The following is a 20801-nucleotide window of genomic DNA, read 5'->3' as shown; positions in this document are numbered from 1 at the left end:
CGAATCGAAAGACTCTTTCAGCTCTCGCCAAGTAATGCCTTTACCTTGCGGATTTAGCTTGAAGACTGCTTCACTATAAAGTAATGGCGAATATCTTTAATAAAAGGCCTGTCATGCTGAAATTTAACACGCAGTACTAATTCCATAAAGGTTTTCAAACAGCATGATTCATTGCTTCTCGCTATCATACCCAATTCGAGCACCCCATTTATTTCAAGCCTAAAGGCCGTCTGAAACTTCAAATCCAGTTTCAGACGGCCTTTAATTTCTTATTTAAAATGCCTCAGCTGTTTTACAGGCTGTAATACATTTCAAATTCCAGCGGATGAGGTGCCATACGGATACGGCGGACATCTTCCTCTTTAAAGGCGATGTAGCTGTCGATCCAGTCTTTGCTGAACACGCCGCCGCGCAGGAGGAATTCATGGTCGGCTTTAAGAGCAGCCAGTGCTTCTTCCAAAGAAGCGCAAACGGTAGGCACCAATGCATCTTCTTCCGGTGGCAGGTCGTACAGGTTTTTATCGGCAGGATCGCCCGGATGGATTTTGTTTTGAATACCGTCCAAACCGGCCATCAACAAAGCGGCAAATGCCAAGTATGGGTTGGCGGTTGGATCAGGGAAACGCGCTTCGATACGGCGTGCTTTGCTGCTGTTCACAGACGGAATGCGGATGGAAGCGGAACGGTTTTTGGCAGAGTATGCCAGTTTGGTCGGCGCTTCAAAGTGCGGCACGAGGCGTTTGTAGGAGTTGGTGGACGGATTGGTAATCGCGTTCAGGGCTTTGGCGTGTTTGATGATGCCGCCGATGTAATAAAGGGCAGTATCGGACAAACCGGCATAGCCGTCGCCTGAGAACAGGTTTTGACCGTCTTTCCAAATGGATTGGTGAACGTGCATACCGCTGCCGTTGTCACCCATAATCGGTTTGGGCATGAAGGTGGCGGTTTTGCCGAAGTTGTGGGCGACATTTTGAATCACGTATTTCATGTCTTGGGTTTGGTCGGCACGTTTAACCAAAGTAGCAAAACGGGTACCGATTTCCATTTGGCTGCCGGTACCGACTTCACTGTGGTGCACTTCTACTTCGATGCCGAGTTCTTCCAAAACATTGACCATGGCAGAACGCAGGTCTTGGCCGCAGTCAATCGGCGCAACAGGTGCGTAACCGCCTTTGACGGTCGGGCGATGGCCGGTGTTTTGACCGTCCATGTGCAGGCCACTTGACCATGCGCCGCTTTCGGAAGTGATTTCGTAACGGGTTTTGTGCATGTCGGTTTCAAATTCTACGCCGTCGAAGACGAAGAATTCAGGCTCGGGGCCGAAATAGGCGGTGTCGCCGATACCGGAAGATTTCAAGTAAGCTTCGGCGCGGCGTGCGATAGAGCGAGGGTCGCGGTCGTAGCCTTGACCGTCGGCCGGGTCGATAACGTCGCAGGTAAAGACAACGGTGGTATCGTCGTAGAAAGGATCGACGAAGGCCGTAGACGCATCGGGACGCAACTGCATATCGGAAGCCTGAATACCTTTCCAACCGCCGATGGACGAACCGTCAAACGCTTGACCGTTTTCAAACCATTCTTCGGGATCGTCGAGGACGATGCGGGCGGGGATGGTAAAGTGGTGCTGCTTGCCTTTGGTATCGGTAAAGCGCAAATCTACGAAGCGGGCTTCGCTTTCTTCAATCAGTTTTACAGCGTCTTTGATGGACATCTTCAGCTCCTGAGGGAATGGGTTTAAGTTGTTATTCTACCACGGTAAGGCCGTCTGAAATACATCAGGGCACCCGTTTTTACGCAATGAAATATAGTTTCAGACGACAAGATTGTCAACAATATGCTTTGGTTTGTCTGTTCAAAAGCGGAATGCCCGCCCTTTTGTCCGAATGCCGACAAAACAGATGCCGTCTGAAAGCAGTTCAGACGGCATCTGTTGTTTGGTTTAAAACGGTCAGCGAGGATAGCGGTTGCAGACAAATTTGTACATACTCTCTCCAACCGTACCTGGAATAACATAATCCCATTCAGCATAGGATGGTGTCTCAGAACCGATAGAGTTTCCCGATTTGGAATACACCGTTGCCGTCAAAATCCTATAACGTTGACCACTGCAATCCATTTCATTCAACATTCTAAATATATTATAAAATTTTCCATTGACATGCTTTTGCGGCTTGGCGAACCTTGTTTCAAACCATGCTCTGTTACTCGTACGGCTGTCTGCATCACCAAATGTGACATCATTGTTACTGTCATTATCTACCCTCACCCAATCCGCCGCCACCGCCGGCGTTGCCAACCCTAATGCAAATACTGCCAAGCACAACACCTTTTTCATGTCCGACCCTTTCGTCCTTGTCAACAAAATAAAGTTAAATTGTAAAAAAAAACGACTTTTTGTCAAGAAACAAACATTCCATCATGCTACCTGACAACCGTTTCAGACGGCATCGTTTCCATCTGTACGCCACCGTTATAAAATAGCCGTCCCGTCTTTTGGAACACGACCATGACTACCCTCCCCCGTTACGCCGTTTTCGGCAATCCCGTTGCACACAGTAAATCGCCGCAAATCCATCAGCAGTTTGCGCTGCAAGAAGGCGCGGCCATCGAATATGAGCGCATTTGTGCCGAAATCGGTGGCTTTGCCGAGGCCGTTGCGGCGTTTCGTGCCGAGGGCGGGCAAGGTGCGAATGTAACCGTCCCGTTCAAGCAGGAAGCTTTTGCGCTGGCGGACGAGCATTCCGACCGCGCTTTGGTGGCCGGCGCGGTCAATACGCTGGTGTGGTTGGAAGACGGTAGAATACGCGGCGACAATACCGACGGTATCGGCTTGGCTAACGACATCACACAGGTCAAAAACATTGCCATTGAGGGCAAAACCATTTTGCTTTTGGGTGCAGGCGGCGCGGTGCGCGGCGTGATTCCGGTTTTGAAAGAACACCGCCCTGCCCGTATTATCATTGCCAACCGTACCCACGCCAAAGCCGAGGAATTGGCGCAGCTTTTCGGCATTGAAGCCGTCCCGATGGCGGATTTGAACGGCGGTTTTGATATCATCATCAACGGCACGTCCGGCGGCTTGAGCGGTCAGCTTCCTGCCGTCAGCCCTGAAATTTTCCGCAGCTGCCGCCTTGCCTACGATATGGTTTACGGCGACGCAGCGCAGGCGTTTTTGAACTTTGCCCAAAGCAACGGCGCGGCCGAAGTTTCAGACGGCCTGGGCATGCTGGTCGGTCAGGCTGCCGCCTCTTACCATATTTGGCGCGGATTTACGCCCGATATCCGCCCCGTTATCGAATACATGAAAGCCCTGTAACCATGTTCCGCATCATTAAATGGCTGATTGCCCTGCCCATCGGTATCTTCATTTTCTTCAACGCTTATGTGTACGGCAACATCATTACCTACCGCGCCGTCGCGCCCAGCAAAACCGCCTTCATGTCCATGCGCATGAGCCAGTTTGCAAAAGAAGGCCGCGATGTCGAGCTGGATTACCGTTGGGTGCCTTACGACCAAATTTCCGTCAACCTCAAAAAAGCCCTGATTGCCTCCGAAGACGCCAACTTTGCCGAACACAGCGGCTTTGACTGGAACGGCATCAAATACGCCATGAAACGCAATAAGCAAAGCGGCGAAGTCAAAGCCGGCGGCTCGACCATCAGCCAGCAACTGGCGAAAAACCTATTTCTCAACGAAAGCCGCAGCTACCTACGCAAAGGCGAAGAAGCGGCGATTACGGCGATGATGGAAGCGGTTACCGACAAAGACCGCATTTTTGAGCTGTATCTGAACTCAATCGAATGGCACTACGGCGTATTCGGCGCGGAAGCTGCGTCCCAGTATTTCTACAAGAAACCTGCCTCCGCTCTCACCCGCCAACAAGCCGCCAAGCTCACGGCGCGCGTTCCGGCTCCGCTGTTTTACGCAGACCATCCTAAGAGCAAACGGATGCACAACAAAACCAATATCATCCTGCGCCGCATGGGTTCGGCAGAATTACCCGAAAGCGATATGGATTAATTAAAAAGGCCGTCTGAACATTTCAGACGGCCTTTGTTTTTAGGCTTTCTCTTCCGGCTCTGGTACGTCAAACACTTGGCGCAGGTAAGCGAGGAAGGTGTTATTGGTGGTCATGGTTTTGCCCGGGGAGTCGGAGAGCTTGGCGACGGATTGGCCATTACACTCGACAAGCTTCAAAACAATGTTCAAAGGCGTGTGTCCCAAGTCGTTGGTCAGGTTGGTACCGATACCGAAACTGGTTTTGAAACGGTCTTTGAAGTATTGGTGCAACGCCCATGAACGCTCAATATCGAGGCCGTCTGAAAAGGTCAGCATTTTGGTACGGCTGTCGATTTTGAGTTTTTTGTAATGCTCGTAGGCTTTGTCGCCCCAAACATAAGGATCGCCGCTATCGTGGCGCAGGCCGTCGAAAAGTTTGGCGAAATACAGGTCGAAGTCACGCAAGAAGGCATCCATGCCGACCACGTCGGTCAGGGCGATGCCGAGGTCGCCGCGATATTCGTGTACCCAGCTTTCCAGCGCGGCTTTTTGGAAATTACGCAAACGTACGTCTAAGGCTTGGAAGGCTTGGAGAAACTCGTGCGCCATGGTACCGATGGGTGTGATGCCGAGTTTTTTGGCCAGATAAACGTTGCTGGTACCGCGCACGATATCGGGAGCGGCTTCCAGCAAGGTGCGGATAACGTGTTCCTGCCATGCGAGGGTGTAGCGGCGGCGCGTACCGAAATCGGAAATAAGGAACGGCGGATCATTCGGATTTTGAGTGGCCGCAATTTCTTTCAGCTGTTGCGCTTTGGCCTGTAAACGGCGCTCGCCTTCTTCGATGACGGCAGGCGTTTCCAAGCGGCGGAAATAGAGTTCGTTGACGATGGCAAGAATGAAAATCTCGAAGAACATCGCCTGTATCATCGGGCCTTCGATGCGGATATTCAGACGGCCTTGATCGTCAGGGCTGACTTGGACGAAGCGGCGTTGGAGTTGGAAAAGTTCGAGATAATCGACAAAGTCGCTTTTGATAAAGCGCAGGCTGCGCAGATAGTCGAGTTCGTCATGGGTAAAGCGCAGCTGACACAGGGCGTCGAGTTCGCGTTCCAAGTCTTCTTGAATATCGGCCAGCGGATACACCATCTCTTTGTTGCGGCAGCGGAATTCGTAAAGGCTGTGGGTTTGCGGGAATTGGTGCAACACGACTTGCAGCATGGTGAATTTGTACAGGTCGGTATCAAGCAGGGATTGGATAATGGGCTGATGAGCAGACATAAGCTTTCTCTGAGTAAACGTGGGCGTTGAGGTATCAATTTTAATGGAAAAGGCCGTCTGAAAGAAACCTTATTCAGACGGCCTTTATCTTATTAATCCAGCTGCGCTACGGAAACCGGCAAAGAGCGGATGGTAGACAACATCGTGCTGGCATCTTTTTGCTGTTTACGGAACGCGGCCATATTGGTCGGGGTCAATTTCGGCGTCGGCAGTGCAACGGTAGTCGGGTTGACCGGCTGACCGTTGACGCGTGCTTCGTAGTGCAGGTGCGGGCCGGTAGAACGGCCGGTTGTACCCACAAAACCAATCACTTCGCCGGCGCGGACTCTACCGTCGGCAGGGCTGAACGCGCTCATGTGGCCGTACAGGGTTTCCACACCGTTGGCATGGCGGATCATCACGGTGTTACCGTAGCCGCCTTTCCAACCTTTGAAAATCACTTCGCCGTCGGCAGCGGCCTTAATCGGCGTACCGGTCGGCGCAGCATAGTCGATACCGGTGTGCATACGGACAGTATGCAGAACCGGGTGGACACGGTAGCCGAACGGAGAAGAAATGCGCGTGTATGCAACAGGCTCGGTATTAAAGCCTTCTTTTTGTTGCAGGGACTTACCGTTTTGGTCGTAGTAGCTACCGCTTTCTTCATCGCCTTTGCCTTGGCTGTAATAATAGGCTTGGTAGGTTTTACCGTCTTTAACCACTTCAGCCGCCAAAATATCGCCAACCGCCATTTGCTGGCCGCGGAAATACATGCTGTTGTACAAAAGGCGTACGGTATCGCCTTCTTTCAAATCGCTCATATTGAACGAGTCGGCAAAGATTTCTTTGAGCTGGATATACACTTCGGAAGGTATTTCGGCACGGAGCATATCGCCGATGGCGGAAGTGCGGATTTGTACGGAGCGCAGGGTTGGCATGGTTTTCATGTCAATTTCGGCATTAGAGATGCGCCATTTTCCTTTGACTTTTTCCAAAGCCACCAAGTTGCGTTCCAATTCTTCATCGGTAAAGAATTGAACATCGGTTACTTGGCCTGAAGAGTCGATGCGGATGTTGACGGATTGGTTGGTCCGCAGGTTTTTCATATCGAGGTTGGCATTGTTTTTCGCCATGATTTGCTTGATGTCTTCTTGGTTGACACCCATGCGCGTCAAAACGTCTGCCAAAGAGTCGCCGGCTTGGACGGCTTCTTGCACCCAATAGCTGGATTGATAGGTATTGGTTTCCACATAAACGGCAGGCAACTCTTCGGAAATACGCTCGACTTTGAAATCGGTTTGTGCAGGTTGAGGGTCGGTAATGGCGTATGCAGTCATGATGCCTGAAGCCGGCAGCAGAAACGCTAAGAGGGTTGCTTTGAATCGAGTGGAATATTTGTTTTTAATCACGCGTTATCCTTAATGGGGCGGTCTGTTTTTGAGGTTTGCAGAATGCCGGCACATCCGGCCTGCCGCGACCGCCTGCTGGTTTAAACAGTTTTGGGGATAAAGGACTTTGAGTCTTTTTTCCGATCTGAAAATCAGGTTTTCATTCGGAATGAATGAGGTCGTATTTGAGATTGACGTTATTATCAGGGCTATTGTGTTGATTTACACCCTGTTTTTCTGAAATTTACGCCACGCATTTTAACATGACAGCCCGTTTTTTCCAAACCGGCCGTCTGAACGGCTCTTTTTCAGGGCGTGAGGGCAAGGTTCCGAAACGCATCATTTGTCGCGTAAAATAACGGTTTTCCTATCTATTTGCGCTTATGAAGCTGACCCTCGCCCTCCCCTCGCTCAACCGCTTTGCCGACGAATCCGTCCCTGAGCTTGCCTTACCTGCTTTTAACCGTCTTTTGCGTTACGGCACATTACGCAAAGAAACACTCAGGCCGTCTAAATTTTACGGACGCCATTTGTGGAGCGGCAGCCTCATTGCCCAAGTGCAACGTTTACGCCACACAAGCCAAAAACGCGCGGCCGCTTTTGCCTCTCCGGTTTGGCAACAGATGGGCATGCACCATGTCAACATTATCAGCGGCGAGTTTATCGGCATCCAAAAAGAGAAGGCTCAGCGGTTATGTGCGGATTTGTCGGCGTTTTATCAAGATAAAGATTGGCAATTCGAGCCGCTTTGCGAAAGCATGTGGCTGCTCAGTATGCCGATGACTGAAGATTGGGGAGCGGAATGTGTTTTGGATGTGTGCGGGCAGCCGGAAATGGACGGTCAGGCGCACGGCAAAGATGCGGTGTCTTGGTTGGCCATGCAGACGGAAATTCAAATGTTTCTCCACACGCATCCGATTAACCAAGCGCGTGAACAACAAGGACTGCCGGAAATCAACGGTTTGTGGCTGTGGAATGATGCGGACGGTACACAGTCTGCAGATATTGTCGCTTCAGACAGCGCATGGGCGCGTTTTTCAGATACGCCCAAAATCAATGCACCATACGATTTGAAGGCTTGGTTTGAGATGCTTCAAGAAACAGGCAACACGGTTTCAGACGGCCTTATCTTTTTGGACGACTTGGTTTCCACCTTACAGACAGGCGATGTTTGGGCATACAAAGATATTTTGGAAAGCTGGGAAACCCGTTGGTTTGCGCCTTTATGGGACGCACTCGCTTCAGGCCGTCTGAAAACCGTATGCATTGCCACAGACGGCGAAAACGGCGGCACGCTGGAAATCGGCCGCCGTTCCAAATGGGCATTTTGGCGCAAAGCTAAAACGTTTAACGGATCGTGGTAAGCGGTTTTAAGCCTCCAACGCTTCCAATTTGGCAGAAATTCTATCCCACACATCCTGCAACGGAATCGCTTTCAACAAACGTGTCGGATCGTTGGTGTCGATACTGTCAGGATGCGGCAATTCGGCATAATCGCCGGCATAAATGACTTCCGCCTGTTCGGAATACGGACGCCATTTATCCACCCATGACGCGCCAAACAAAGCAATTTGCGGTTTATCCAAAGCAGCGGTGATGTGCATCGGTGCAGAATCGACACCGACAAACAGCTTCGCTCCCTCAATGGCCGCCGCCAATTCACGCAGACTCAAGCATCCGGACAACACATATACTTTTCTGCCCTCTGGAATATTCAGACGGCCTATAATTTCCTGAAGCATGTATTGCTCGACAGTGTCGGGAGAAGCAGTCAATACGACATTCTGTCCGCTGTTGAGCAGAAGCTGTACGATGGCGGCGTTTTTGCCGTCTTCCCAACATTTGAAATGCCAACGCGCCCCCGGGTGCAGCAACACATAATCTTCGCCGTTCCAACCCTGCTCACGCAATTTCTGCCGCATACTTTCCCTTGCATCTTGCGCCACCCAAAGACGTACCTTCGCATCAGCTACGTCTTCCGGCTGGATAAGCGGCGCAAGGATATTCAATTGGTTTTCAACGATATGATGGCTGGTATCCAGCTCATGGTTGATAAAATCATGACAGAAACGCCACCAGAAACCGTCGCGCTTGATGCAGTCCAAACCCACGCTGCAACGGGCGCACAGTTTGGCGATTATTGCCGCGCGCCATTGGTCGGACAGGTTGAAAACCCAGTCGTAATCGCGCGCCTTCAGCTTAGACAAAAGGTTTTTCTCACACGCCAACTGCTTGAATACGCCTAGCTTCTTCCAATTTCGATCAATGGTCAAAATCTGCGCAATCTGCGGATTATCAGCAATCAGCTGCTCCGTACCGGCATACACCAGCATATCGATTTCGCAATCGGGGAAACGGGTTTTCAGCGCATCGACCACCGGCGTGCTCAAAAGCACATCGCCATGATGGCGCAATTTGATGATCAGAATACGTTTGGGTTGGGCTAAAGACATACAAAACTTTCAGACGGCCTGTTGATTGGCTGCTATTGTAAAGCGGAAAACAGGTTTCATAAAATACAAAACAGGCCGTCTGAAAGCTATCCTGCTGATTCATCGCTATAAAATCCGCACAAGTCATGCAATTTATATTACAATCCGCACCCCGTGGTTCGAAAACCTCCCACATTAAAAAACTAAGGAAACCTCATGTCCCGCAACAACGAAGAGCTGCAAGGCATCTCCCTTTTGGGCAACCAAAAAACCCAATACCCAAGCGAATACGCGCCTGAAATTTTGGAAGCGTTCGACAACAAACATCCAGACAACGACTATTTCGTCAAATTCGTCTGCCCCGAGTTCACCAGCCTCTGCCCGATGACTGGCCAGCCCGACTTTGCCACCATCTACATCCGCTACATCCCCCATATCAAAATGGTGGAAAGCAAATCACTGAAACTCTATCTCTTCAGCTTCCGCAACCACGGCGACTTCCATGAAGACTGCGTCAACATCATCATGAAAGACCTCATCGCCCTGATGGATCCGAAATACATCGAAGTATTCGGCGAATTCACACCACGCGGCGGCATCGCCATTCATCCGTTTGCCAACTACGGCAAAGCAGGTACAGAGTTTGAAGCTTTGGCACGCAAACGCCTGTTTGAGCACGATGCACAATAATCCTATTCAGACGGTCTAACGCACTTTTCATTGCAAGACTTTCTCTATTGCACAGTCTTGCAAGGCTTCATGCCGTCTGAAAAACTTCCGAAAGATTTCCATGTACGAATTTACCGCTGCACAGCAGAAGAAAGCGCTCTTCTGGCTGGTGCTTTTCCATATTTTTATTATTGCCGCCAGCAACTATCTGGTGCAGTTCCCCTTTCAAATTTTCGGTATCTTTACCACTTGGGGCGCATTTTCCTTTCCCTTTATCTTCCTCGCTACCGACCTGACTGTACGCATTTTTGGCGCGCCGTTGGCGAGACGGATTATTTTTTGGGTTATGCTCCCGGCCCTGCTGCTCTCTTACGTCTTCTCCGTCCTCTTTCATGACGGCAACTGGACAGGCTGGGTATCTTTAGCCGAATTTAACACCTTCGTCGGCCGTATCGCATTTGCCAGCTTTTCCGCCTATGCGCTCGGGCAAATCCTCGATATTTTCGTGTTCAACAGATTACGCCGTCTGAAATCATGGTGGATTGTGTAAGGTCGTGGCGGATTTGTCATAGTTTCGCGGAAATTTTGACACTTTTAAAAATATCGGCTGTGCCAAATAAATTGCAATTCAGAAATGAAAACAAAAGCGACGATACCGTCGCTTTTTATTTTACCAATTACATACGACCAATTCTCCACTGGTTTTACCAGTTTTATTTCTTCCGACCGTATAAGCCAATTCAAGTTGAGTGATACGGAAATCTTTAAACAATTCCCTGATATCAGGGTGGTCATTAATGGATAGCATGACCTTACCCTTACTCTCTGCCATTACCTTGGCCAGTAATTCATACTGCTCCCAGCCAAATGATTGGTCATAGCCTGCGGTCTGCCAATATGGTGGGTCTGCATAGAAGAAGGTGTGATCACGGTCATATCGCTTGAAGCAACGATCCCACGATTCATTCTCTATATAAACACCTTTTAAACGGTCTTTAGCAGCCTTTAATTTAACCTCAATCTGAGACGCATCCCACGCTTTTGACGTGGTAGCTGTCCCAAAATGCTGATGGACGGTTTTGCCGCCGAAGGCGTTGTGTTGAAGGTAGAAGAAGCGAGCGGCACGTTGAATATCTGTCATGCATTCGGGCGGCGTGTTTTGCAGGCAGGAGAATGTCTCGCGGCTGGTCAGCGTCCACTCGAACTGACGGACGAACTCGTCGAAATGATGTTGTACCACACGATAGAGATTGATGAGCTGTCCGTTGATGTCGTTGAGTACCTCTACTTTAGCAGGCGTTGGGCGCATAAAGAACAATGCTGCGCCACCAGAAAACAACTCGACATAGCAAGAATGCTCGGGGAACATGGGCAAAAGATGTTTTGCTAAACGACGTTTGCCACCCATCCAGGGGATAATAGGTAATGTCTGTTGCATTTTTTGCATCATATATACTCCTAAATTATGGCATTCGCGATGCTCTAAATCAGATTTAATATGACGCTCAAAGGCATTCTTTTGATTTATTAATTAGCTGAAAGAATTGATGTTTTTACAACGAGCGCACTTTATTTGTACACAGCCGCTGCCTTTTGCCAGCAATTTCCCACAAAACTTACAGCGTAATTCACGATAGATTTGCATTTGCATCCACTCCTGTATCAGATAGAATGCCTCGGTCTCTAGAGACTAAGGCGGCCTTAGAAGTCAATGCAGGCATACTCTGCTTGGCTGGCGTAACAGTGTTGCCGCACTGTTACGTCGCCGTCCCACTTATATTTAAAATCCTCCCGAAGGCCGCCTTATTCAGACGGCCTTTTATTTATATTTGCCTACAAGTAGCGCAACTCTTTGGCTTTTGCGATGATACGTTCGGCGACTTTAGCCTCAACCGCCGGAAGCAGATGAGCACCGCCGTCCTGCGAGAGGGACAACGGCATTACGCCGTCTGTTTGCGCTTTTTTATCCGCCTCATTCGGCGTGAGGCCGCTATCCGTCCAAATCTGGTCAGATAAAATATATTGCTCAATATCAAAGACATTATTGCCATATTTAGACTTGAGCCAATTATTAAATTGATCCTTGAGCTGATGTCGGTATGGGTGGTTTTCTTTGGCCCAACCCGGCTTATTATCAGCCCATACAGTCAGGACAATATAACGGGGAGACTCTTTCGGCTGAACTTGTTGAATACATTTTTCAACATAGCTTTTGATTCGTTCTAAGACCGTCTGCCAGTTGCCGATATTTGCGCCGTTAATATCATTCTTGGCCGTTGCCAACACACAAATGCCATCGACACCGCCGCTGTTTTTCAGTCGTACCGGATATTTTTTACCCGGAACAACGCTATGAGCCTGGCTATCGCGCGGAATAACTTTAATATTGGCGGTTTGGCCGGTCATGACCGCCTCAATGTCATCGCCAATAATAACGACGGTAGAGTGCATACTGAAAGGCGTAACGCCTTCGCCGTAAACCAACTCGCCATCAACCATCACGCCATTCGCTTTTGCCGGAATAGTATCAACTTTAAAAGTAACTTCCACCGGACTGCCGTCCATCGACATCAAGGCATACGCAGCCAGGCTGCCCCCCTGTGCGTTGTTTACAACCGGCAGATTTTCAGCGGCGGCAACACTCACGGCCTGACCGCCGATACGCGCATTGGTAGAGTCCCCGAAGAAATTGAGGCTACGTTTCAATGCAGAAGGAGGGGAAGGAGGAGCTACCGGGCGTTCCGCTTCTTTAGGCGGAACCACAGGGCCCGACGGCATAACGGTATGACGTCCATGCTCGACCGGTGCGCCAATATATTGAATGCCGAATCGGTCGCCTTGCTGCAAGGTATCAGCAATATTTTCAGGCTTGGCGCAATAACGCAGATCAATAATACAATTGTGCGGCTGAACAAGAGCGTAGCCGTCTTGCTCATCGGTTAACGCGACTAATTTATTATCACGCAAAGAGAAATTGACCCAATCGCCGGCACGCGTACCATCCGGTACTTTTACCTTCACACGCGTCAAGGCAGTGGCTTCAAACTTTAAAATGTCACCGATACCGACACCCAACACTTCAGTTCGCATAAAACCTCCTCAAAATAATAATAATTATTTTAAGACGTTATACGAAAGCAACGCCTGGCTGTCCTGCACTTATCCTTATACACCCAACTCTAAAACAGTAGTATCGGGAGCCTGACCAAGGATACGGTTGCTCAAGACATCATAAAACACACGCTGATTTAAAGCGGCTTGCCCGCTTAAAACAAGATTGCCGCCGCTTTGCGTTTGCGCCGCCCATGAGCCGCCGCCCAAATCGCCCGTTATTTTGGCAATGCCGCGCTGTTCGCGCTTGAGCAGTGCCGTCAGGTTTTGATACAGATTAGTCATTTTGTTATCCTCAACAAAAAGATAAAATGCCGTCTGAACATGGCTTTCAGACGGCCTTTAAAGCATCTTTAAACCAGCTTTAATCATTCGTCAAAATAGCGGTCTATCGTTAAATTTTGAGTCACGACAGGCGCATCGTTTTCGATTTTGACTTCGACCGACACACCAACCACCACGCCTTGCCAGCTCCCCGTAGGCTCATTGATTTGCCAAATCTCGCCTAAATTCGCCATAGGAATGGCGTATTTATCCGATACCGGCAAAGACACCGTTTCGCGCTTATGAACGCCAGTCTCGCTTAAAGCGGCGATACCGGCGGCAAGCAAGACCGGCTGGTCGGTATAAAGCGTATTGGTCAGCGCGGAGGCACGCGGCTCGCGGTTGCTGCCGTTGCGGTACACATCCGCGCCTTTGCCCTTGTTATGGCTCGGCCAAACATAAACCCCATTGGCACGCTCCGATACATTGCGCTGGCCGCTGATGCTGAAAATCACGCTGACAGGGACACTGACATCGGCAGGCGCATCGGAAACCTCCCAAGAAGCCTTTTTCCATTTGGGCTTAAAGCGGACAACAGGTCGGGCGCGGTCGCTCTCCACAAATCCCCCTGCGGCTTGAGCCAGCTCCTGTAAAACAGCAATCGGCGTTTTATCGGTCAACGAATACACATCTCCCGGAATCAACCAATCAACCATCGTCCAGCCGTCCAAATCCACACCTGTCGGGCGTAAAACCTCCGTTGCGATTTGTTGCGCATAAATCGGATTGCGGTATGTACCACGGCCTTTAGGCGCATAGTCCGCGCCCAAACGGGCGGTAACACTGCGGCCGGTTACCGTATAGCTCTTTTGCCCGAAGCGGCGGTTGTCGCTGTAATCTTCCGCGATGATGACAAAAGTATCCGCATTGATTTGCACCTCGATTTCGGCTTCCCGGCCTTTCGGGCGGGCATCAGGATTAATCTTGGCGAAATCATCGGGAGAAACAGTCAAACTGCCTTGCCAGCAATAACCGGCAGTGTCCGTCGTAAAGGATGCAGAAAACAGCCCGATCGGCTGGCCGTCGACCGTAGCTTTAATAATATTTTGCATGATATATCCGTCTAAAACAGGAGTGCTTACCGTATCAAAACAAGCAAACGGCAGCGGAATATGGCGCGCATCGTGTGCAATCTTTTTGCGGTAAAACCGCAGGTGCAGCCGGTTTGAAGGTGGGCGGATACCGCAAACATAAGTCTCAGGCACAGGCTCCGGCTCAACCGGAATCTCATAATACTCGCAAGGTACAGCTAAAGCAGGCAGGCTTTGCGGATGCGCACAGCGTGCCAATACCGCCGCCTCGCGCACCTCCGATACCAAACAATCGCCAACCGGCGCGTCATCGGAAAACACACTCCCCGAACACGCAGCCAAAGCCTCGCCAAGACCTGCCGACGATCGGTCCGCATTACAGCCGCTTAGGAACAAATCATCGGGGAAAGCATCATGCAGACAGCCGTCCAGACCATCCATTCCGGCCTGCACCGCCTGCATACACCCGGTAACCCCGTCAGACAAGCCGACCGTTTCATGCAGGCAGCTTTCCAACTCAGGCATATCCGAAAAGGCCGTCTGAAAACAAACCGCCTCCCCGACAGCTTCCGCCGTTATCCCCGACACTTGGGCAGCCATGTCGCCCAAATCATAACGACCGGCCGCGCACACTGCCTGCGTTGACACCGCCTGCTGAACAAAGCCCCACGCCCCCGAAACAGTCGCATAACCATCCGGAGGGCGGTACGGATTAGGCTTAAGCGGCGTATCGGGAACAATCTCACCGCCGTCCTCAATATGGCGTAAAGGCCGTCTGAAAGCCAACGGTAAGAACCTGGACGGCGGACGGGAGCCAATCGCCAAACCGAAAGGCAAAGGGATACGCGCCGAATCAGCATAAATTTTGTCTTCGGACATTTCAGACGGCCTCAACCGCCGCCGTCACGCTCGACATAAGGCTTAATAAAATCATAAGAAACAGGCTCGTATTGTTTTTTATAATCCGTCGCCACCATCAAATACTCCTCGTCTTCCTTGAGCCGGTCAAAGCGGTAGCTGCCGTCTTCTTTGCTCCAACAATCCGCAATACATTCCATTGTAGGGCGTGCAAACAGATAAATACGGCGCGAAGCCGGCTGACCGCCCACCGTAACAATGCCCGTACCTTCGCCGGCGATATAGCCGTGGCCGCCGTATTTCCAATGCGGCGACTTGACAGCACGGCTTCGCGCAATCCGGTTGACGACCTTGCCGCGCAGCTTGCCGCGTTTAACGGCAAGACGGCTGCGGAAAACATAATTCGGCATGGCTTACAGCTCCCAGGCCGTGAGGTTGATCAGCAGGCCGGAATGATTACTAAAAACTTTGACATACATCCATGCATCGCCGGAATTGTCTAAATTATCGTAAACAGTACCTTGCGGGATAACTGCGTTACTCGGCATCGCTTCGTTGGTACGCATCAAACCCGGAACTAAGCCGCGAATCGCATATTTACTGCCATTAAGTTCCTCAAAAAGATACAGGTCGGAAGCTGTAAAGCCGCCACTGATGGGACTTGGATAACTGGTAGAGGATTCAGCCGTATTCGAACCGCAATGAAAACCATTTGACGCATCCCCTTTGTAATCGCGCATAGCCGCGCAATAAAATCTGCTGTAGGAAGAACTTAAATTAAAATATTTTTCTGATCCGTTCGCCCCCACCCCCAATAGGTTTTGATGCTCATCCGCCACCGCCAGGCTTGGAAACTCTCCAAAATAAAGTACAGGGCTGGCCGACAAATTGCCCGGACTCAACAAAACAAGGGCGAAGGCGCGCGCATGACCTATTAAAACCCATTTCAATTTGACGTTATCTTCGGAGTAATAGTGATGAGAAAACCGAATCCTACTATTACTACTCAAAACCGATTGAACCGCCTTGCCTGCCGTAGCCGATGTCGGCTCTAAAATCCCACAGACATCGGTATAACGACTATATCTGTCGCCGCCTGCCAAATACTTCGCATCATCCACCCCCAGCCACCACTTTGTCGCCTTCGGGTGCGTACTGCGGAAACAGGCTTCTTGCGCCTTTTCAAACGCCATTTCCCAGCCCAGCCCGTCCTTGCGCTTATTGCCCTCGCCATAACCGGTAACCAGGCAGGCTTTTAAAATCGTTTTAATGCTGCCTGCCGCCGACTCAACCTGCGGCGCACCCTCATCATCCCAGCGGTAAACCTTTACCGGCACACGTTGCGTATCAAACATTTCAGACAGCCTTTCTTTTTACATCAATGGTTTATTTAAAACCCTATTAAAACAAAAGCCCCGAAAATCGGGGCTTGGCATAGTTGCACTCACTTGCTTGTTTCTATTTTGTTTTTCAGCGGAAATAAGTAATTTTCGCCTGATTTCCGCTTGCATCGACGGAGCAGCTAAATTGCGCACGCAACATAGCCCCGAAACTGTTTTGCGAATCGACATATCCGCTTATTTCAAACGTCCCATCAGCATTTTCACGTCGTTGCCACCCTCCGAAATCAGCCGAAGCAGGCGATTTTAAAATACCCGTTACCGCGCTTTCGCAGGCTGATTGTGCCTGATATACGCTCGGCTTGGATGACGTGCCGCCGTTTTTGAATGTAAACCAAAGCATCGGGATGGAAACCAGAATCCCGGTACCGATCAATTTCAAGAAATCAGACCCTCCGCTTTTTTTATTTTTCTGTCTGAGCTTTTCTCTTTCTTTCGCTTTTTCGCTTTCTTCTTTGGCAAGTTCGGGATTCTCAGCATGGAGGATTTTATCGTATTCCGCTTTTGCCGCCGGATTCAGCAAATACTCGCGGCACCATCTTATCTCATCCAATTCCAGCTCCTGTCGTTCCGCAGCACGCCTCAAAGCCCGTTTAATCTCTTCTTCCGTTGCAGATGACATAATGCCAAGAAGTTTGTAATAGTTTTCCATTTCATTCTCCATATTTATTTTAAATAATGCATTCTAAAACAAACGGCATAAAAAAGAAACAAACGGTATAAAGGCCGTCTGAAAGTCCTATTCAGACGGCCTTATCTTTTATTCGGCCACCGTATTGCCGCGCAAACACGCGGTAAAACCATCGCGGCCGTTTTGCTTGTCCGGCGAAGGCTGGACACTGCGCAAAATCCAAACGGGCAACGGCGTGCCGTAGGTGTTGAAGCGGATACAGTTCTGCGTCGACCAGCCGCCGCCGAATGCGGCCGCCTTGAGCGTGAAATACGGCTTGCCGGTTGCCGGATTAGTCGGCGCAAGATCGGTCAGGGTATCGCTTTTTGCGACCAAGCCCAGCCGCTCGCCGTAAAGCTCGAATTGGGTTGCAGTAATGAATTTAATCAGCCACCGCTCGGTAATCGCGCCGTTACTGGCCAACTTAATCGGGTAGTCTTTGACATTGGTACGCGCCAAAATAGGCTCCCCGCGTTGCGCGTCACTCCACACATTGTCCCATGCCTGTTGCGAAAACGGCTCGGTAGCGCGCACCAGCAAATCGCCGCCGATCAGGGCGGAAGACACAAATGTGTTCTCCTTCGGATAATTGCGCCCAATCGCAAACTGGAGTTTCAGACGGCCTGAAATATCGACGCCGGTCACACGGTTTTCCTCCTCCCAAGCGCAAATGGCAGTCAGCGGCAGGGTATATTGCGACAAGTCCAACGGCTCGGCAAAAGTAATACTGCCCGCTTTGAGGTCTGCCGTGTATTTCTCGGCGAGGACGTGTTTGCCCTTGCTGTCGACCAAGCAGAGGCGGTCGATATTTTGACGGTTGAGCGTTATTTTTTGAGCGGCGGTAAACGCGCTGCCCAAATCCTGCTTTAGGCGGTTGGAAATCACGATCATATCGCCCTTGCGGAACACAGGGACGCGTCCATCGGCAGGCAGGCGCACGGCATCAATGCCGATAATTGATGAATCCAAAGGCAGGTTGTCTTGGGTCACAGCGTTGTAGCGTAAATCTTCAGGGTAAAAACCCTCATTGCGCTTGATTTCGTAGAAGCCTGTCTCGTAGTCGATTTTGCCTGTAATGCCGCCAGTAATTTCGCCTGCTGCGTTGCTTCTGCCGACAATTTCGCCGTTGCCCGCGTAAACGGTAAAGCTTTCAGGCTTGACCGGCGCGGCAGGTGTGCGGCCTGCATAACCATAACCCTTGATCTGTGGCTGGCGTACGATACCGCCTGTAATTTTAAGATTCAGGAAGGCAATATTACGGTCATTGATAATGACTTTACCGTCAGTAGTCAACGTACCGACTGCATCGCCCGAACCTTGTACTGCATTCCAATTCTTATAAAGCGTACCGCCTCGCTCAACAATCTCTGTCTCGCCGTCATGAAACGACCAGGTATCAAAAACACAGACGCTTCCTTGATCAAAGTCGCTCAAAACATTAAATAACAAGCCGCCGTTCAAGCTGCCACGACGTTTTTTTATTGAGGCTGGATCACTAGTGAGGTAATCTGCATACCAACTGACTATTTTCCCATAACGGTTTATTGTTTTGGTCTCAAGCAATTCTAGGTACTTATATTTTGTACCCAAAATATTTCCTTCGACTATCCGTCTTTCCTGACCGGCAACCTGCAACACCGTTTTAGGTACAATTATTGTCGAGCCTACAGCACTTACACCCTCGACTTTTCGACCGCCGATTGTGAACTCGCCATTTTTCGCAGGGTTGGCGGACAATACAATTTTAAAACCGCCTGAACCAGTTTTTATTCCCATTATTTATCCTATCTCAATGCTGCCGCATAACCAGAATAACTGTTTGAAACAGTTGTACTTGTATATTCTTCAAAGCTTCCCAAAGCCGTTAAAGAAACAGTGCGCCAATCAGGTATCGCTGTCCCCAGTGTGATATTCCAAACCTCTCCTTTTTCCTCTGCGGTCAAGCCAAGACCATCAGCAAGGCCAACTTGAATGCGATCAGGCTCATCACAAACATAATCAACTGAAGTAGAGTCAATATAAGCCGGCAATTTAATCGTGCCGTTCAAATAATCCACGCTGCCAGTTGCATCGCCCGTTAATTTTCCTGCTCCATCATCTCGTGCGCTTTTTTTACCGTTATTTTGCCAAGTAAGCACCAGCGTTCCCGGCTTAATTGGATGGCCTAGGGAATAAGTGCACTCCCCATTTGCCGCCTTGGGCAGATTATTCCCACCCGTCTTCCCACCATCAAAAGACGTAAAACCAGAGGAATCTCCCCATTGGAACACTAAGCGGCTGCCAACATCCGGAAGAGACGGTAGATTAAGCAATACACTGCCTGTTGCAGACGATACCGTACCTACACTTTTACCGGCTTCATCCCGTAACACGCCGTCGCCTGTATCGGTCAAAACATACCAAACGCCCAAAGCCATAAAAGACACTTTTAAACTACCCAAAGCAGGATTAGGTCTAAGCAGAGGGGCAAATGATGTACCGTGGTTGGTTTCTTTAATTTCTACCGCAAAAGCATATCGCGCTGATGACGATTTAGCACCCGGAACCGCAGTTACCGTGTAATAACCTGTCGGCAAACCACTCAGACGCCCATGAGCGTAATCGGCATTGACGATATTGTCCCCGCTTTTAAGTTGACCGAAGCCATTGTCTGTGTAGTTCCCAATCTTGATACTGCCGGGTAAAACAGCCGAAGGCAAAGTTAAGGTTCCACTATCGACACGCCCCGCAAAAAGCTGCTTTTCCGGCGCAGCGGCGACCCATGCTTCACCGGGAACCGGGTATTCGTCCGCATAAGGTGTCTCGACTGTCGAGGTCGGTACAAGCTTTTCGTAGATGCTTGACACCGTCAGCGTGGCATCTCCTGCCGAAAGGCCGTCTGATACAGGTTTCACGCCATAATAAGCCGCAGAATCTGCCACTTGGGTTTCCAAAATCTTAACTTTAGGAGCGGCATACCCCTTAACCGGATAATCGACACCGTCAAAATCTCGGGTTAACGGATTGCTGATTTCCATTTTGACTACACGGCGCGGCACTTCCTCGACCTCACCGTTTGATTTTGGAATCTCAAAAACTCGTACTTCATCTTCGATGTTGATAATGCGGAAATACTCCGTGATACGGCGCGTCACATCTTCGGTTTTGTCTTCATATTGCAGGCAATAACGCTCGCCAACCTTCGGTAAAGGAGCCTCTACGCGCTGATACGCCTGCACAAGGCGAACGCCTGCCAAATGGCGACCCAATAACGTCATGCGGCTCTCCACCGTCGGCACAGAATACGCCTCAATGCGCGGCATAATATCCGCGCGGCTCTCGCCGTAGTTGCGCGCTTTAAACGCCAAGAAAGACACGTTTTCAGAGGTCGGCGGCTCGGTAATGACGAAATGCCCGCCGTAAAGCGGCTCGGAGTCGTTACGCAGGACGGCAGGGTACAGCAGACGCGCGTCCAGGCTGCCCATCGTACGGTCAACGTCTGAGACGGGCGGGAAAATCTCGTTATCCTCGCCGGTCAGCGGCTGACCGACCATCAAACCACCGCCATCAGGCGTATCGGTCATGCGCTGGCTGGGGTAAATCTGCAAATCCTGCTGCGTCAGGCGCGTTGTTTTTTCCATGTTTGAAACCTTTTTAAATCCTGTTTAAATTTGTTTTCA

19 protein-coding genes, 1 pseudogene and 1 riboswitch are annotated in these 20801 nt (G+C 50.2%); of the genes and pseudogenes, 5 read left to right on the top strand and 15 right to left on the bottom strand.

From position 1 onward, the window contains the following. Positions 1-292 precede the first annotated feature (292 nt). Positions 293-1711, bottom strand: coding sequence for a type I glutamate--ammonia ligase (gene glnA, locus O3681_RS08240; protein WP_070589404.1), 1419 nt, complete (start codon positions 1709-1711; stop codon positions 293-295). A 237-nt stretch (positions 1712-1948) separates the two neighbouring features. Continuing rightward, positions 1949-2335 (bottom strand): surface-adhesin E family protein, encoded by a 387-nt coding sequence (locus tag O3681_RS08235; RefSeq protein ID WP_070814250.1) that lies wholly within the window; start codon positions 2333-2335, stop codon positions 1949-1951. Between the two features lie 171 nt (positions 2336-2506). Between O3681_RS08235 and aroE the strand changes: the two genes are divergently transcribed. Together aroE and mtgA are read left to right on the top strand one after the other, a co-directional pair. Further along, positions 2507-3316 (top strand): shikimate dehydrogenase, encoded by an 810-nt coding sequence (gene aroE / locus O3681_RS08230; RefSeq protein ID WP_371459704.1) that lies wholly within the window; start codon positions 2507-2509, stop codon positions 3314-3316. A 2-nt stretch (positions 3317-3318) separates the two neighbouring features. Continuing rightward, a complete protein-coding gene (gene mtgA / locus O3681_RS08225) occupies positions 3319-4020 on the top strand; it encodes a monofunctional biosynthetic peptidoglycan transglycosylase (RefSeq protein ID WP_070829916.1) in 702 nt (233 codons plus the stop codon). A 39-nt stretch (positions 4021-4059) separates the two neighbouring features. Here the strand turns inward: mtgA and pncB are convergent, their stop codons facing one another. Further along, positions 4060-5280: a nicotinate phosphoribosyltransferase gene (pncB, locus tag O3681_RS08220; RefSeq protein ID WP_070712162.1), complete on the bottom strand. Its 1221-nt coding sequence runs from the start codon at positions 5278-5280 to the stop codon at positions 4060-4062. 92 nt (positions 5281-5372) lie between these two features. Continuing rightward, positions 5373-6668, bottom strand: coding sequence for a M23 family metallopeptidase (locus O3681_RS08215; RefSeq protein WP_107723691.1), 1296 nt, complete (start codon positions 6666-6668; stop codon positions 5373-5375). A 362-nt stretch (positions 6669-7030) separates the two neighbouring features. Between O3681_RS08215 and O3681_RS08210 the strand changes: the two genes are divergently transcribed. Next, positions 7031-8011, top strand: a complete 981-nt coding sequence (locus O3681_RS08210) for a hypothetical protein (RefSeq protein ID WP_371459703.1) — start codon at positions 7031-7033, stop codon at positions 8009-8011. Between the two features lie 6 nt (positions 8012-8017). On the opposite strand, the gene rfaQ is transcribed toward O3681_RS08210, so the two are convergent. Further along, positions 8018-9100 carry a putative lipopolysaccharide heptosyltransferase III gene (gene rfaQ, locus O3681_RS08205; protein WP_371459702.1) on the bottom strand — a complete coding sequence of 361 codons (1083 nt, stop codon included), beginning with the start codon at positions 9098-9100 and terminating at the stop codon, positions 8018-8020. 147 nt (positions 9101-9247) lie between these two features. Continuing rightward, positions 9248-9292: riboswitch (PreQ1 riboswitch) on the top strand. A gap of 3 nt (positions 9293-9295) precedes the next feature. Here rfaQ and queF point away from each other — a divergent pair. Both queF and O3681_RS08195 read left to right on the top strand, forming a co-directional pair. Continuing rightward, positions 9296-9769, top strand: a complete 474-nt coding sequence (gene queF, locus O3681_RS08200; RefSeq protein ID WP_003748427.1) for a preQ(1) synthase — start codon at positions 9296-9298, stop codon at positions 9767-9769. Positions 9770-9869: 100 nt separating this feature from the next. Continuing rightward, positions 9870-10292, top strand: a pseudogene (locus tag O3681_RS08195) (queuosine precursor transporter); the annotation flags it as partial. Positions 10293-10418: 126 nt separating this feature from the next. Here O3681_RS08195 and O3681_RS08190 read toward each other — a convergent pair. The 10 genes from O3681_RS08190 to O3681_RS08145 form a co-directional block, all read right to left on the bottom strand. Next, entirely contained in the window at positions 10419-11198 is a 780-nt protein-coding gene (locus O3681_RS08190; protein ID WP_371459701.1) for a DNA adenine methylase, read from the bottom strand. 81 nt (positions 11199-11279) lie between these two features. After that, complete coding sequence (locus O3681_RS08185) at positions 11280-11393, bottom strand: Com family DNA-binding transcriptional regulator (RefSeq protein WP_079453713.1); 114 nt, start codon at positions 11391-11393, stop codon at positions 11280-11282. Positions 11394-11581: 188 nt separating this feature from the next. Then, positions 11582-12838 carry a hypothetical protein gene (locus O3681_RS08180; RefSeq protein ID WP_371459700.1) on the bottom strand — a complete coding sequence of 419 codons (1257 nt, stop codon included), beginning with the start codon at positions 12836-12838 and terminating at the stop codon, positions 11582-11584. Between the two features lie 75 nt (positions 12839-12913). Beyond that, positions 12914-13144: a hypothetical protein gene (locus tag O3681_RS08175; protein ID WP_049323799.1), complete on the bottom strand. Its 231-nt coding sequence runs from the start codon at positions 13142-13144 to the stop codon at positions 12914-12916. Between the two features lie 83 nt (positions 13145-13227). Next, entirely contained in the window at positions 13228-15093 is a 1866-nt protein-coding gene (locus O3681_RS08170) for a hypothetical protein (protein WP_371459699.1), read from the bottom strand. Between the two features lie 11 nt (positions 15094-15104). Continuing rightward, positions 15105-15482, bottom strand: a complete 378-nt coding sequence (locus O3681_RS08165; RefSeq protein WP_371459698.1) for a hypothetical protein — start codon at positions 15480-15482, stop codon at positions 15105-15107. 3 nt (positions 15483-15485) lie between these two features. Continuing rightward, positions 15486-16427, bottom strand: a complete 942-nt coding sequence (locus tag O3681_RS08160; RefSeq protein WP_371459697.1) for a hypothetical protein — start codon at positions 16425-16427, stop codon at positions 15486-15488. A gap of 115 nt (positions 16428-16542) precedes the next feature. Beyond that, on the bottom strand, positions 16543-17124 hold the full coding sequence (locus tag O3681_RS08155; protein ID WP_254321183.1) for a J domain-containing protein: 582 nt from the start codon (positions 17122-17124) through the stop codon (positions 16543-16545). A gap of 108 nt (positions 17125-17232) precedes the next feature. Continuing rightward, positions 17233-18918 (bottom strand): hypothetical protein, encoded by a 1686-nt coding sequence (locus O3681_RS08150; RefSeq protein ID WP_371459696.1) that lies wholly within the window; start codon positions 18916-18918, stop codon positions 17233-17235. 8 nt (positions 18919-18926) lie between these two features. Further along, positions 18927-20762: a hypothetical protein gene (locus tag O3681_RS08145; protein WP_371459695.1), complete on the bottom strand. Its 1836-nt coding sequence runs from the start codon at positions 20760-20762 to the stop codon at positions 18927-18929. Positions 20763-20801 lie beyond the last annotated feature (39 nt).

Origin of the sequence: Neisseria sp. 27098_8_158 (assembly GCF_041433145.1) — a bacterium.
GTDB lineage: Bacteria > Pseudomonadota > Gammaproteobacteria > Burkholderiales > Neisseriaceae > Neisseria > Neisseria subflava_E.
Note: the sequence above shows the minus strand (reverse complement) of the source record. Positions and strands in the feature narration are given on the sequence as shown.

What these genes read in the sequence shown, in the direction of transcription:
- O3681_RS08210 (WP_371459703.1), top strand. Translation starts at nt 7,031, where the DNA reads ATGAAGCTGACCCTCGCCCTCCCCTCGCTCAACCGCTTTGCCGACGAA.
- rfaQ (WP_371459702.1), bottom strand. Translation starts at nt 9,100, where the DNA reads ATGTCTTTAGCCCAACCCAAACGTATTCTGATCATCAAATTGCGCCAT.
- O3681_RS08165 (WP_371459698.1), bottom strand. Translation starts at nt 15,482, where the DNA reads ATGCCGAATTATGTTTTCCGCAGCCGTCTTGCCGTTAAACGCGGCAAG.
- O3681_RS08160 (WP_371459697.1), bottom strand. Translation starts at nt 16,427, where the DNA reads ATGTTTGATACGCAACGTGTGCCGGTAAAGGTTTACCGCTGGGATGAT.
- O3681_RS08235 (WP_070814250.1), bottom strand. Translation starts at nt 2,335, where the DNA reads ATGAAAAAGGTGTTGTGCTTGGCAGTATTTGCATTAGGGTTGGCAACG.
- O3681_RS08145 (WP_371459695.1), bottom strand. Translation starts at nt 20,762, where the DNA reads ATGGAAAAAACAACGCGCCTGACGCAGCAGGATTTGCAGATTTACCCC.
- O3681_RS08175 (WP_049323799.1), bottom strand. Translation starts at nt 13,144, where the DNA reads ATGACTAATCTGTATCAAAACCTGACGGCACTGCTCAAGCGCGAACAG.
- O3681_RS08170 (WP_371459699.1), bottom strand. Translation starts at nt 15,093, where the DNA reads ATGTCCGAAGACAAAATTTATGCTGATTCGGCGCGTATCCCTTTGCCT.
- O3681_RS08150 (WP_371459696.1), bottom strand. Translation starts at nt 18,918, where the DNA reads ATGGGAATAAAAACTGGTTCAGGCGGTTTTAAAATTGTATTGTCCGCC.
- queF (WP_003748427.1), top strand. Translation starts at nt 9,296, where the DNA reads ATGTCCCGCAACAACGAAGAGCTGCAAGGCATCTCCCTTTTGGGCAAC.
- O3681_RS08190 (WP_371459701.1), bottom strand. Translation starts at nt 11,198, where the DNA reads ATGATGCAAAAAATGCAACAGACATTACCTATTATCCCCTGGATGGGT.
- O3681_RS08180 (WP_371459700.1), bottom strand. Translation starts at nt 12,838, where the DNA reads ATGCGAACTGAAGTGTTGGGTGTCGGTATCGGTGACATTTTAAAGTTT.
- pncB (WP_070712162.1), bottom strand. Translation starts at nt 5,280, where the DNA reads ATGTCTGCTCATCAGCCCATTATCCAATCCCTGCTTGATACCGACCTG.
- aroE (WP_371459704.1), top strand. Translation starts at nt 2,507, where the DNA reads ATGACTACCCTCCCCCGTTACGCCGTTTTCGGCAATCCCGTTGCACAC.
- mtgA (WP_070829916.1), top strand. Translation starts at nt 3,319, where the DNA reads ATGTTCCGCATCATTAAATGGCTGATTGCCCTGCCCATCGGTATCTTC.
- glnA (WP_070589404.1), bottom strand. Translation starts at nt 1,711, where the DNA reads ATGTCCATCAAAGACGCTGTAAAACTGATTGAAGAAAGCGAAGCCCGC.
- O3681_RS08185 (WP_079453713.1), bottom strand. Translation starts at nt 11,393, where the DNA reads ATGCAAATCTATCGTGAATTACGCTGTAAGTTTTGTGGGAAATTGCTG.
- O3681_RS08155 (WP_254321183.1), bottom strand. Translation starts at nt 17,124, where the DNA reads ATGGAAAACTATTACAAACTTCTTGGCATTATGTCATCTGCAACGGAA.